The 13863-nt window shown below is 49.8% G+C and carries 10 protein-coding genes; 5 read left to right on the top strand and 5 right to left on the bottom strand.

The annotated features are described in order from the left end of the window. Positions 1 to 31 precede the first annotated feature (31 nt). Both IEX60_RS16435 and IEX60_RS16430 read right to left on the bottom strand, forming a co-directional pair. Positions 32 to 1300, bottom strand: a complete 1269-nt coding sequence (locus IEX60_RS16435) for an outer membrane beta-barrel protein (RefSeq protein WP_188752493.1) — start codon at positions 1298 to 1300, stop codon at positions 32 to 34. 13 nt (positions 1301 to 1313) lie between these two features. After that, positions 1314 to 1919: an RNA polymerase sigma factor gene (locus IEX60_RS16430; protein ID WP_188752492.1), complete on the bottom strand. Its 606-nt coding sequence runs from the start codon at positions 1917 to 1919 to the stop codon at positions 1314 to 1316. Positions 1920 to 2181: 262 nt separating this feature from the next. Here IEX60_RS16430 and IEX60_RS16425 point away from each other — a divergent pair, with 262 nt between their 5' ends. Next, positions 2182 to 3567 carry a DUF3748 domain-containing protein gene (locus tag IEX60_RS16425; protein WP_229717606.1) on the top strand — a complete coding sequence of 462 codons (1386 nt, stop codon included), beginning with the start codon at positions 2182 to 2184 and terminating at the stop codon, positions 3565 to 3567. A gap of 1 nt (position 3568) precedes the next feature. Here IEX60_RS16425 and IEX60_RS16420 read toward each other — a convergent pair whose 3' ends face one another. After that, positions 3569 to 6301 (bottom strand): outer membrane beta-barrel protein, encoded by a 2733-nt coding sequence (locus IEX60_RS16420; protein ID WP_188752491.1) that lies wholly within the window; start codon positions 6299 to 6301, stop codon positions 3569 to 3571. A gap of 196 nt (positions 6302 to 6497) precedes the next feature. On the opposite strand from IEX60_RS16420, the gene IEX60_RS16415 reads away from it, so the two are divergent. The 3 genes from IEX60_RS16415 (at position 6498) to IEX60_RS16405 (ending at position 8775) form a co-directional block, all read left to right on the top strand. Beyond that, the gene (locus IEX60_RS16415; RefSeq protein WP_188752490.1) at positions 6498 to 6935 is read left to right on the top strand and encodes a hypothetical protein; all 438 of its coding nucleotides are present in this window, start codon (positions 6498 to 6500) and stop codon (positions 6933 to 6935) included. Between the two features lie 91 nt (positions 6936 to 7026). Next, positions 7027 to 8268 (top strand): cysteine desulfurase, encoded by a 1242-nt coding sequence (locus IEX60_RS16410; protein ID WP_188752489.1) that lies wholly within the window; start codon positions 7027 to 7029, stop codon positions 8266 to 8268. A gap of 84 nt (positions 8269 to 8352) precedes the next feature. Then, a complete protein-coding gene (locus tag IEX60_RS16405; RefSeq protein WP_188752488.1) occupies positions 8353 to 8775 on the top strand; it encodes a SufE family protein in 423 nt (140 codons plus the stop codon). Between the two features lie 70 nt (positions 8776 to 8845). Here IEX60_RS16405 and lysS read toward each other — a convergent pair whose 3' ends face one another. After that, complete coding sequence (gene lysS, locus IEX60_RS16400; RefSeq protein ID WP_188752487.1) at positions 8846 to 10564, bottom strand: lysine--tRNA ligase; 1719 nt, start codon at positions 10562 to 10564, stop codon at positions 8846 to 8848. 70 nt (positions 10565 to 10634) lie between these two features. On the opposite strand from lysS, the gene IEX60_RS16395 reads away from it, so the two are divergent. Next, the gene (locus IEX60_RS16395; protein WP_188752486.1) at positions 10635 to 12212 is read left to right on the top strand and encodes a M20/M25/M40 family metallo-hydrolase; all 1578 of its coding nucleotides are present in this window, start codon (positions 10635 to 10637) and stop codon (positions 12210 to 12212) included. A gap of 1 nt (position 12213) precedes the next feature. Here the strand turns inward: IEX60_RS16395 and IEX60_RS16390 are convergent, their stop codons facing one another. After that, positions 12214 to 13857: an FMN-binding glutamate synthase family protein gene (locus IEX60_RS16390; protein WP_188752485.1), complete on the bottom strand. Its 1644-nt coding sequence runs from the start codon at positions 13855 to 13857 to the stop codon at positions 12214 to 12216. Between the last annotated feature and the right edge of the window lie 6 nt (positions 13858 to 13863).

Below are 13863 nucleotides of genomic sequence, written 5' to 3'. Positions count from 1 at the left end.
TGCGATTTCAACGCGAAAAAAGACGTCGCACCTAAAATCCGGTAACAATACGTACCCCACCGTTTGTGAAGTCCATTTGCTCCCTGGAAAGCTGCCCGATGGGGAGTTTGAAATAGGGCTCTATTGAGAAGAAAATATGTTTGGAAAGCTTCATTTTCCGGCCGACTGAAAAATTCATGAAGCCCGCATACCCGTTACCTTTAAGTGGCTGGGTATTCATTTTTTCCGTCCTATAACCTACGGTTGTGGAAGCCACCAAATCCTTCCCCACCATTTTGTCCGATCCAAAGGTGGTCTCATTGAGGCCGCCGATAAAATGTTCGGTTCGCTCTTCGCTAAGCACGGCCACATAGGAGATACCCACCGAAGTATAAAGACCTTTGAAAACTTCATAACGGAAGTCCAACGGTATATCCAACGCAACCACGTTGCTTGTCAGCGTAACATCTCGCTTATATTGTTCGCGGTTTTGGGCAAGCCCCGTAATGCCATCCGGTGCCGAGTCATATTGCGGCGGATTCCCCCACGAAGGATCATAATTTGGGTTTTCCCCCATGCCTAACCGCCCGATTGTCACACCCGACCCCACAGAAAATTTATCGGATAGTTGATAGGCAACAGCAATCCCTCCTCCCAAATTTAGTTTTTTACTGGTCATTGACGGCGCTACTGCTAACCCAAGATTCCACTTTCGCGTGGCATCGTCGTGGGTTTCCTTCCCGACGGCTGTAACAGGTACCTCATGCGTCTCCGGTTGATCTGCCAACGCAATCCGCTGCGGAGGGGTATCCGTCGCCTCACCCTTCGTTTCGGCACTGCTCACAGCCCTCTCATTGATCCCCGGATCTTCTTCCTGCACTTCCTCCTCCTGCACCACAGCCAATTGCGCTACAGGTTTCCGTTCATCCGCTTCGCTCACCTCCGGAGCAGGGGCGGAAACCGCCGCATGGGCCTTAGTCTCCTCAGCCTGCGCAGCGGCTGCCATATGCGCTGGCTCTTCGGGCTCCGCAGTGTCTGGCTCTTCCGCAGATGCAGAGCCAGAAGACGGGGTTTCTCCCGTTACCGACTCAAGACTCACCACCGTTGGAACTTCGGATCCCGGATGGGATAAAAACAGCACCGCCGCCATAAGCAATACAGCAGCAGCACCCGCATACGGCCACCAAAGCACCCGTTTCGGGAATGTTCCCTGTGCCGCAGTAAAACGCTCCCAAGCCCCCTCTTTATAAGGTTCGGCATAATTGCGCAACGTCTCTGCAATCCGCTGAATCAGCTCCTTATTTTCTTCACTTTCGTTCATTCAACCATACATATTAAAATCCTGCCGTAATATTTGTCGAGGCTAAATAGAGTTCCCTTAACTTTTTCTTCGCCCGCGTCAGGTACGTCCGGGAAGTGCTTTCGGGTATGGCCAGCAATACCGATACCTCCTCATGGGAATACCCTTCTACCTCGTATAAATTAAAGATGGTCCGTTGGATCTCGGGCAACTGCAACAACAGCTTCATGATATCTTCCACGTGCAGATTTCCCGACACCGGTACGGGGCGATGTTCGATTTCCGATTCACTTACGTCATCCAAAGCCAACAACTGTTTCTGCGCGCGTAAAAAATCAATGGAAATATTCACCGCTATCCTTCCCAACCACGCCCGGAACGATTTCTCAAAACGATCACCCAGTCCCTCGCTATTAAACGTCCCGATTTTGTTAAATGCCCGGATGAAACTTTCATTTGTGAGCTCCTCCGCGTCAAACTCATTTCTGACATACCGCATGGTGATCGCACGGATGTAACCATAACAGGTTTTATAGATAAATTCCTTACTCCGTTCATCTCCCACTTGGGCACACCTCTTTACCGCGTCCTCTAACGACAACGCATGCTTCCCCTTTAAGTGTCGGATGTTGAAACTCACTACGCGGCTACACTTCTATTAATCAGCTCCTTGGATTCACTTTGCAAATATACGCCCCATTCCCCTTTATGTAGCCAATCCTACGAAAAATTAACCATATAAACTTTCTATTACGTTAGTTAGTAAAACGTAGATCTACATCAAAACGCTACATCCCCTTAACAGAAAAACAACATGATCCGTAACAATAGGTCAACATCATACAAGCCTGTAACAAGATACTATAGTAATCTATATCATCTGGATGCTTATTTTTGCCGGGATGGCATCGCAAATCGTATATCGGCTGCTAAGCATGGTTTTTCTGCTGACTGTGGCTGAGGCTTGCCATCGTAACGAAAAACCGGTTATCATGTTTCAGGAAGTTCAGCTTACCCACTCACCGCAGGGCCATACCCTGCATAATACACAGGCATTTTCAAGAGATGGTCAATGGATCGTATACGATGCGCGGAATGATGATTCACAGATTGGCAGTACGGGCAGTATCGGGATGGTGAATGTGGAAACCGGCGAAATCCGGACGCTTTATCAAACGCAACACCAGACAGTTTACGGCCCCGGTGTCGGTGCCGCAACCTTTTCGCCTACTCAGGATCGTGTATTATTTATTCACGGAATACGCAATGCCGATGCAAGCCGACCCTATGGAATCACAAGGCGTACCGGGGTTGCCATCGATATCGATCGGCCCCAGCAACCTATTTTCATGGATGCACGGGATATCATTCCCCCTTATACTCCAGGCGCCCTCCGGGGTGGCACCCACGCTCATTCATGGAGCGGCGACGGGCAATGGATCAGTTTTACGTACAACGACTACGTAATGGAACAGCTTGCCAAAACGGACACCGCGGTGCAGGATCTTCGGATGGTGGGTATTATGGTACCGAAACCGGTAACAGTCCCGCCCGACAGCACCCTGGAGAACAACAGTGGAATCTGCTTTTCAGTCGTGGTAACCGATGTCACAGAAAATCCGGTGCCGGGAAGCGATGCCATTGACAAAGCGTTTGATGAGTGCTGGATTGGAAAAGAAGGATACCACAAGCCCGATGGAACGCTTCAACGGCGGGCAATTGCCTTTCAGGGCAATGTACGGAATGCGGAAGGCAAAACCCTCACCGAAATCTTCGTGGTTGATCTACCGGACGAACTGCCAACCGAAGCTAATGGGCAACCGCTGGAAGGAACCGCTACTTCACGGCCGGGGGTGCCCAAAGGCGTGTCGCAGCGGCGTATTACACATTCTGCCCATGGCGTGGAAGGGCCCCGGCACTGGCTTCGTACCACACCCGATGGTGCCCTCATCTGCTACCTGGCGAAAGATCCGAACGGTGTCATACAGCTTTTTGGCATCTCTCCGAATGGAGGTAATCCCGTGGCAATCACCCGCAACAAATTTTCCGTACAAAGTCCATTCAACATCGATCCTTCGGGCACATGGATTGCCTATATTGCGGATAACAGCGTATTTATCACTGAAATAGCAACGGGCGTTACCGAACGTATTACACCGCGCTTTACCGATGCCGAAAAGCCCATCGGTGCCCCAAACTGGTCGCCCGACGGGAAGGCAATTGCGTACAACCGCAATACGATCGTAGACCAGGAATACTTTTTGCAGATTTTTCTACTTCACCGATAACTTAGTTATACATCTTTTCGTAATCCTCCTGGGTTGTTCCCCGGGCAAAATAACGGATGTTATAGGTAAGACTCAACATAAAATACCGTTGTAACACATTCGATTGCGAATCCTGAATATACGTTTCCGTGATGTCCCTCCGGATATTGTTATTCTGCCCGAACAGGTCGTACACATTCAGGCTCACCTCGGCACGCTCATTCCGGAGAAATTTCTTCCCTATAGCCATATTGACCAAAAGAATGCTGTTATCATACCCTTCGGAAAGCCCAGTATTGAACTGATGGTTCAGGTCTAACCGGTATACCAAATCCTGCCAAAGGATCCAATTGTAATTAATGTGGGTTGTTTGGTTAAAAAAGTTATTGTTGAGTGTCGGACGCAACGAATTTTCAACGGTATTATAAGCAGAACGCGTCCAGATATTGAAATCAATCCGGTCACTGATATTGCTGCTTAATGAAATCCCACCGCTATAACGGGTTGTATTAACCGCATTGACCTGATTATTGATCATTCCGGGGCTGTGGCTGTACCGGATGCCGCCATGAAGATTAAAATTAGACGGAAGAAAATGCACAGGCAGTCCATAGTGAAAAAACGAACTCAGATCCCAATAGCCATTCAGATTGACGGGACGGGTAAGTTGGGAACCGCGCTCCAGCACGATCCCTTCCGCCAGTTCAATGGGTTCTTCGGCAATGGTTGTATGGGTAACCACACGGTTTGACGTAACCGAAGACCGTACCATCGCGAAAAAGCTCCGCTCCGTTTCGGGATTATAACTCCGGTACCGCAAACTGAAACGATTGCTATACGACTGGTCGAGATCCGGATTTCCGGTACGCAAATGCAGGGGATTCGAGTTATCGATAACAGACTGCAGATCGCCGATTCCGGGCGCATTGGTACGCGCGTCGTAATCAAAATCCAGGTTTTTTGAGTCGGTAAACTTGTAACCCAATCGCACCGATGGCAAAATACTCCGGAATGTACGTTGCAGGGCGAAGGCCGCAGGAAACTCCTGATCGTTCGCCAACCGGGAAAGCTGGAACTCCGCTTCCACCTGTGCACGCAGTTTTTCCGTTTTATACTGATAGCCGATTTCCGCCTCCTGCCTCAGATACTGGCTATTGAACGTATTGCTGAGCGCGGTATCGAGGCGCAACCGCGTTCCCATCTCGTCGGTATCGTAGGTCAGTTGGTCTGAATCATTATTCTGGTTGCCAACCTCGTATTCCAACTCCACCATGCCACGTTTGCCAACCGGCTCCGTGTAGGCGGCGCTGGCCTCCCAATCAAATCCTTTGCGCATCCGCACTAGCTGCTGGTTGATGGTTTCCGTACGCTCCGCCGGATCAAAGAATAGGTTTTCCGCCTGCCGGTAGGCATCGTCGTCATTCCGGTGATTTCCGGTGACCAATCCCAAACGGAGGCTTCGGCCTTGTTTAGCAAAGCGGCGGCTGTAGTATAGCCGGCTGTTGAAATCGATATCTGAATTGTCTGCCTGCCTGCTGTTTTGGGTTTGATTCATTGGCCCCGAGTCTGCAACGGTATTCCCCGAAAAGAAGCTGTTTTCTTTATCGGATTCCGCTGAAAAATCCGGCCGGAATAAGATACGGTTGTTGCTATCGATCTGGTATTCAAAACGCATGTTAAATCGGTGATCCATGTTCCTACGGGAATTCGTGCTCGACTCGGTATAATATTGTCCGTCGTCATCCGGGAGCACATATTCCCGAAAAAGTGAAGCCTCGCCGACGTTCTTTCGATGGTTGAAAAGATAGCTGGCATTGATTTCCATCTTTTCCCCCCACGTATCCGTATAATTTAATCCGATGCGGTTTGTATTGATAATGCCGTTTTGCGGGCGCACCTCACCCTGGCTGTTCGGATCTGCCGAATAGTCGACCGCATTGATGTTGTTCGTCAACCCGGTTATCGTAAGCCGTTGGTGCTCATTAAACGCATTGACACTCGCACCCGCCAGGTAACGGTTATCGTTGCCATATCCGGCAGAAGATTTGCCGAAGAGCCCCCGCCGGCTGTTGGGTTTGGTGACGATATTGATAGTTTTCTGGCGTTCACCGTCGTCAAATCCACTCAGTTCCGCTTTGTCACTGAGTTTGTCATAGACCTCGATACTTTGTATAATTTCCGCGGGCAGATTTTGCAGGGCCGCTTTGACATCCGTACCGAAAAAGGGTTTGCCATCCACCAAAATCTGTGTCACATTTTCACCCTGTGCCTGCAAGGAGCCATCCTCACTGCCCATACCGGGCATCTTTTCAATCAGGCTTTGCGCCGTGGCATCCTTCATGGTCTGGAATGCCGCGGCATTGAATTGAATGGTATCCCCGCGTTGTTTGCCTACAGGGGGGCGACCTAAAATCGTTATCTCATCCAATAACCGGGCTCCCTCATGGAGGTACAGAGAACCTACATCCGTATTACCGGTCACTTTCACGGGCTGATCGGTATTTTCATAGCCCAGGTATTGAATCCGAAGCAGGTAATCGCCCGCATGGATATCTTTCAGTTCAAAGGTACCATCCGCGTGGCTTATGGTTTCCCCTACCGGCGACGAATCCGGTTTAGCGAATAGCGAGACGGTCACATTCGGAAAAGGGATGCTGTCGCTGGCGGCGTATACCCGCCCTTGGATGTGGTATTGCTGGCCCCAGACAGATTGAATGCAAAGAAACGGCAGTACCGCATAAAATAGGTATTTCATTAATAAAATGTCATTTTAGTATCTGTGCTGAAGCGCACAAATATCAGACCGCCATTATCGAAATAAGCCGTTTAGTCAGCCATGTCACGGGTTCGTTATGTAAAATTACTGTTAAGCAATATTTTTTAACAGCGGTTGATGACCTTTTACCGCTTCAGGCGATATAAACCAAGTATTCACTAGTAAACACGATTTTATGAAAACGATTTTTTTGTCTGCCTTCTTTTTAACGACATTGATGTCTCTGACTTCCTGTAAGAAAGATGCCGATGACACGCAGCCGGCCGGAGCCAATGAAGTGACCACATTGGAAGTGGAATACAGAACCACCACTGCAGTATATGGCATGGAATATACCTTTCGCCTGAAATTCGAAAAGATAAGCAGTGTCAAAGAATATGGTATTATCTTCATCCCCTGGATCAGTGAAAAGTCGGGGACAACGCCCACCGTTGGTGGCAAGGATGCCATTCTCATTCCGTTCACCGATAAACCCGGAAAAGCCGGCACGGTCTTATCCAGTCAGGTGACGTTTCCATTCTCTTATTTCAACGATGCAAATTACCGGGCATACGCGGTTTTAACCGACGGCACGGTGATTTATGGAGAAATACTCCACATTGTATTTTCGTAAGCACCATATGCTGTAAAAGAGCTTACCCATCGTCCGCTGTACCGCACCGAAATAGTGGTCATAATAAAAATTACTCGTACCTTTGTGTACTATGGAACGGACAGCAATATTGGAATGGTTTGACGTCAGCAGCGTACGGGAAGATTTCCCGATTCTTACCCGTACCGTCAACGGAAAGCCGTTGGTATATCTTGATAACGGGGCTACTACGCAAAAGCCCCGCCAGGTGATTGATGCAATCGTAAATTATTATACGCAATTAAACAGCAACGTACACCGGGGGGTACATCACCTGAGTCAACTGGCTACGGACGCTTTTGAGGTGACACGGCGGAAGCTGCAGCCTTTTCTCAATGCCGCCCATGAGCACGAGCTAATTTTCACCCGGGGAACCACAGAAAGCATCAACCTGGTGGCAAGTTGCTACGGTAAGGCCTTTGTCAATACGGGAGATGAGCTAATTATCTCTGCCATGGAACACCACTCCAACATTGTTCCCTGGCAGATCCTTTGTGAAGAACGCGGGGCTATTTTACATGTTGTTCCGATTAATGATGCCGGGGAATTGGATATGGACGCATACCGCTCATTGCTGAACGAACGCACCAAAATGGTTGCCATTACGTATGTATCCAATGCGCTTGGAACGGTCAACCCTGTGAAGGAAATCATCGCATTGGCACACGCCGTAGGCGCGCCGGTATTGTTAGATGCCGCACAGGCCGTCCAGCATTTACCGATCGATGTACAGGCATTGGATGTGGATTTTCTCGCGTTTTCGGGGCACAAAATGTACGGCCCCACCGGCATAGGCGTGCTCTACGGAAAAGAAAAATGGCTCAATGCCATCCCCCCCTACCAAAGCGGAGGCGAAATGATCAAGGAGGTGACCTTTGCCAAAACAACATACAACGAGTTGCCATTCAAATTTGAAGCGGGTACCCCTAATATTGAGGCAGGCATCTGCCTGGCACATGCCATTGACTACCTCACCGAATTGGGACTGGACAACATCGCCTCGTATGAACATGGCCTCCTAGAATATGCTACGCACGAGCTACTTGAAATACCCGGCCTACGCATTGTAGGTACGGCCAAAGAAAAATCAAGCGTGATCTCATTCCTGCTGGATGGCGCCCATCCGTACGATGTAGGTGTAATCCTGGATAAACTGGGTATTGCCGTACGTACGGGCCACCATTGTACGCAACCGCTCATGGATCGATTTAATATTCCCGGCACGGTGCGGGCGTCCATCGCCCTGTATAATACCCGTGAAGAAATGGACACCTTGGTAGCCGCAGTCCGCCGGGCGGCTTCAATGCTTGTTTAAGTAAAGGAGTCCGGAAGACCGAAAGCCGGAAAGTCCGGCTCCACCGATCACCGATCACTGAACACCGATCACTGAACACAAAAAATGACCATAAACGAAATACAAGACGAATTAATAGATGATTTTGCATTCTTTGAAGATTGGATGGCCAAATACGAATACCTCATCCAATTAGGCAAAGAACTGCCGCTGATTGATGACCGGTATAAAAAAGACGAATACCTGATTAAGGGGTGCCAGTCGAAAGTATGGTTACACGCGGATTATCAAAATGGCAGGGTAATTTTTACGGCCGATAGCGACGCTATCATCACCAAAGGTTTGGTGGGATTGATGATCAAGGTATTATCCAATCATACACCCGCGGAAATCGCGACCAGCGAACTTTATTTTATCGACCAAATCGGCTTGAAGGAACACCTTTCACCAACCCGAGCCAATGGCTTGGTATCGATGGTAAAGCAGATGAAATTATATGCAGCGGCGCTGAACGCTACAAGAAATTGATAATGGATAATGGATAATGGATAATTATACACTATCAATTGTCCACTATCAATTATCAACTATCAACTACCTACTCAAACCACTTCAGCACTTCATCCTTCGCCGGCATAGGGATTTCCAGCTTCATTTTCTTGCGCAAGCCGCCAAGATCGTTGAAAACCTTATTCGGATTGGCCGCCTTCAATGCATCTACCGTCGTAAGTCCCATCTTCTGCAAGACGGGTACCCATGCTTCCGGCACTCCCTGCGCGGTATAGTCCGCCGTGCTCGCCTGTTTCACCACCTTTTCCGGGCGCATCTGCGGGAAGAAAAGTACATCCTGTATGCTCTGCTGATTGGTCATCAACATCGCCAGCCGATCGATACCAATGCCGATACCAGCGGTGGGAGGCATGCCATATTCCAATGCCCGCAGGAAGTCATGATCAATGAACATCGCCTCATCATCACCCCGTTCCATCAGCTTGAGCTGTTCTTCAAAGCGAGCCCGCTGATCGATGGGATCATTCAATTCACTATACGCATTGGCCAGCTCCTTGCCGTTAACCATCAGCTCAAACCGCTCCACCAAACCGGATTTGTTGCGGTGTTTTTTTGTAAGCGGACTCATCTCAACCGGATAATCGATGATGAAGGTGGGTTGTATATAATGGTGCTCACATTGCTCACCAAAAATTTCATCAATCAACTTGCCCTTGCCCATGCTTTCGTCAGTGGGAATACCCAATTGCTTGCATACGTCACGCAGCCCCGCTTCGCCCAGTCCGTCAACCGTAAAGCCGGTGTGTTCCTTAATGGCATCGTAGATACTTACACGCGGATACGGAGCCGCGAAATTGATCGTTTTGTCGCCCACCTGCAGGGAAGTCGTTCCGTTGGTGGCAATCGCCACCTGCTCAAAAAGTTTCTCGGTGATTTCCATCATCCAGAGGTAATCTTTGTAGGCAACGTAAAACTCCAATACGGTAAACTCCGGGTTGTGGGTACGGTCCATACCCTCATTGCGGAAATTGCGGCTGAATTCGTATACCCAATCGTACCCTCCTACAATAAGCCGTTTGAGGTAAAGCTCGTTAGCAATGCGTAGGTATAAGGGGATATCAAGTGCATTGTGATGGGTAATAAAGGGGCGCGCAGCGGCACCTCCGGGAATGCTCTGCAATACCGGCGTATCCACTTCCAGGGCACCGCGCTCATTCAGAAAGTCGCGGATCGCAGTTTTCAGCTTGGATACCTTTACAAAGGTCTCACGCACCTGCGGATTGACCACCAGATCCACATAACGCTGGCGGTACCGGAATTCCGGATCGGTCACGGCATCAAACGTCTTGCCATCGGCAGACTTCACCACCGGCAAAGGCTTCAAGGACTTAGCCAGCAGAATAAGCTCCTGAACATGGATGGAGATTTCCCCCGTATTGGTGGTAAATACAAATCCCTTGATACCGAGAAAATCACCGATATCCAGCAATTTTTTGAAGACTGTATTATAAAGTGTTTTGTCTTCGTCCGGACAAAGGTCGTCGCGCTTCACATATGCCTGGATGCGTCCGGTAGCATCCTGCAGCTCGATGAAAGAGGCGTTGCCCATCACCCGCCGGCTCATCATCCTGCCAGCGATGCTGATGGTCTTATAATTGAGCTTGTCGCGCTCGTAATTCGCTAAAATATCTTTGGCTGTGGCATTGATTTCGAAAGCCTCGGCCGGGTAGGGATTGATCCCCAGTGCTTCCAACTTAGTCAACGCATCCCTGCGTTGCAACTCCTGTTCAGATAATACGGTGTTCATCCGGTATAAATTACGCGGCAAACATAGCTAAAATCGATGTTATATGCAGAATAAATTGTTTCTTTGTGGTATGAAGTACACAGCAACAGCAACCTTTTTTCTCCTAGCAGTTGGACTGCTTCCTTCTGCCGTACAGGCACAATGGGCGCCGCCATCTGAACAGCAGTTGGATCCGGTTGTGCAACAGATCGTGGATGAAGCATACCAAAACTCTCAGTTAAAACAGCTGGCCCATGAGTTGTTGGACGTAGTGGGGCCCCGCTTAGTAGGCACGCCACAGATGAAACATGCCCACGATTGGGCTGTGGCCAAATATAAAGATTGGGGCATCGAGGCCCGGTATGAGGAATTTGGTGAATGGCGCGGATGGGACCGCGGTATCTCCCACATCGACATGACATACCCCCGTGTAAAAACCCTGGCGGGCACTCAGCTGGCGTGGAGTCCCACCACCGGAGGGAAAGCCATAGAAGGTGAGGTCATCACCTTACCCGATGTAAAAAATTCACAGGCTTTCCAAGCCTGGCTGCCTACGGTCAAAGGAAAGTATGTGTTGGTATCCATGCCTCAGCCCACCGGCAGGCCCGATCACAACTGGGAAGAGTTTGGCCGCCCCGAATCCGTAGAACGGATGAAGAAAGAACGTGATTCACTGACCGAAGCTTGGAACCGAAAAATACAGGCCATGGGGATTTCCAGCAATTCGCTGCCCCGTATATTGGAAGAAGCAGGTGCGGCCGGGATCCTACAGTGCTACTGGTCGCGCGAATTCGGTTCGAATAAGATTTTCGGGGCACGCACCACCATCGTACCTTCACTTGACATTTCACTGGAAGACTATGGAATCCTATACCGGCTGGCCGAAAACGGCCACAAGCCCCGTATTCAGGTCGAAACCGACTCCAAAGATCTGGGTACCGTACCTACCTTTAATACCATCGCCGAAATCAAAGGAACTGAAAAACCGGATGAATACGTGATTCTCTCGGCCCATTTCGATTCCTGGGAAGGAGGCTCCGGTGCCACCGATAACGGTACAGGTACGATTACCATGATGGAGATCGCACGCATCCTGAAAAAAGTTTACCCCAATCCTAGGCGAACCATCCTGATCGGCCATTGGGGCAGCGAAGAGCAGGGACTGAACGGTTCGCGTGCATTTGTCTTGGATCATCCGGATATTGTCGAAAAAACCCAGGCGGTATTCAACCAGGACAACGGTACGGGACGGGTGGCTAACATCGACGGATCGGGATTCCTGCATGCCTATGATTTCATGGGCCGGTGGCTCGCCGCCGCACCCCGCAACATCACAGCGGATATTAAAACCGATTATCCCGGTTCGCCCAGTACGGGCGGGTCTGACCACGCTTCGTTTACCGCTGCCGGCATACCGGCATTCTCAATGAGCTCGCTTTCGTGGGGATATGGCACCATTACCTGGCATACCAATTTAGATACCTATGACAAGCTGATCTTCGACGATCTGCGCGATAACGTGATCCTCATCGCTACGCTCGCCTACAAAGCCAGCGAAGAGGCTGAATTGGTTAACCGCGAAAAACGGGTAATGCCGTTAGGCAGGGACGGACAGCCGGGACAGTGGCCGGTGATCCGGCAACCGAGGCGTACCGGAGTGGGATACTGAGCTACCCCGTCATTGGCTTCTTTGCCCATGCGTATTCTACGAAATCAACTTCCTCAAAATTAGGTTCAAAGGATTCGGCACTGCTGATTTTCATCAGCATGTCGAATGCTTTGGGATAAGGCTTTTGCAACAGACTGCCGGCAGGAATATAGGGATAACTATCCAGGTAGGTCTCCACCCGGTTCGGTGAGATCCGCCGATGGATATATACCCGGTGGATATTATCCGGATGTTTAATACCTGCTGCTCCCATCAGCTCCCCCGCACTTTTAACGGTCTCATGATGGAAGTTGGCAACCCGCACCCGCTTATCGGCTACTACCAGTCCTTTCACCAAGTTCGGATCCTGGGTGGCCACGCCAGTAGGGCAGGTATTTGCGTTACATTCCAGTGCCTGGATGCACCCAAGTGCCATCATCATGCCACGCGCACTGTTGCAGATATCCGCGCCCAGCGCAAAATTTTTCACCAGGTCGAACCCCGTAGCAATTTTACCCGACGCAATGATTTTTATGTGCTGTTTGAGATCAAATCCGGTCAGGCAATCGTATACGAATGCCAGTGCATCCCGCAACGGCATTCCCACCGAGTTGGAAAATTCCAGGGGCGCAGCGCCGGTCCCCCCTTCTCCTCCATCCACCGTAATAAAATCGGGATAAATACCCGTTTGTATCATGGCCTTGCAGATAGCTACGAACTCACTGCGGTGCCCGATGCAAAGCTTGAACCCGACGGGCTTCCCACCGGAAAGATCCCGAAGTTGTTTCACAAAATCCAACAACCCCAACGGTGTGGAAAAAGCCCGGTGATACGGCGGTGAGTCTACATCCTTACCCATTTCCACCAACCGGATACGGGCAATTTCTTCGGTGACTTTGGCCGCAGGTAGAATACCCCCATGGCCGGGTTTCGCTCCCTGGGATATCTTGATCTCTACCATCTTGACTTGGGGATGCTGCGCTTTCTGGGCAAATGCTTCCGGATTGAAGTTGCCATCGGGATGCCGGCATCCGAAGTACCCCGTCCCGATCTGCCAAACCACATCACCCCCGCCTTCCAAGTGATAGTCGGTAAGTCCACCTTCTCCCGTATTGTGATAAAAGCCGCCGATTTTGGCTCCTTCGTTCAAGGCCATAACCGCATTCTTGCTCAACGAACCATAGCTCATCGCGGAAATATTGAATACACTGCTCGAATAGGGCTGAAGACAATAGGGTCCGCCCACCGTTACCCGGGGATGGTCGTTGATTTTAAAAAAATCAAGTGCATTGATGCTGTGGCTCATCCACTCGTAATTGTCTTCGTATACATTCATCTGCGTACCGAACGGCGTTGTATCCATCTCCTTTTTAGCACGCTGATACACCACACTCCGGTAAATTCGGCTAAAAGGCCTGCCCGTGGTATCACTCTCTACAAAATACTGCTGGATTTCGGGACGTATGCTTTCAAATAGGTATCTCAACCGGCCAAACAACGGAAAATTACGCCGGATCGCTTGTTTGGTCTGGATCATGTCCAATATACCCAAAAAGATAAGTGGACCGACAACCACGAAACCCCAAAGAATAGGCGGCCACCAAACACTTACTAATACGATGCATGCCACCAAAAGGCATGCTCCGTAACTGAATTTTTTTCGCATGTCATT

The sequence above is a fragment of the Parapedobacter defluvii genome, assembly GCF_014642075.1.
Classification (GTDB): Bacteria; Bacteroidota; Bacteroidia; order Sphingobacteriales; family Sphingobacteriaceae; genus Parapedobacter; species Parapedobacter defluvii.
Note: the sequence above shows the minus strand (reverse complement) of the source record. Positions and strands in the feature narration are given on the sequence as shown.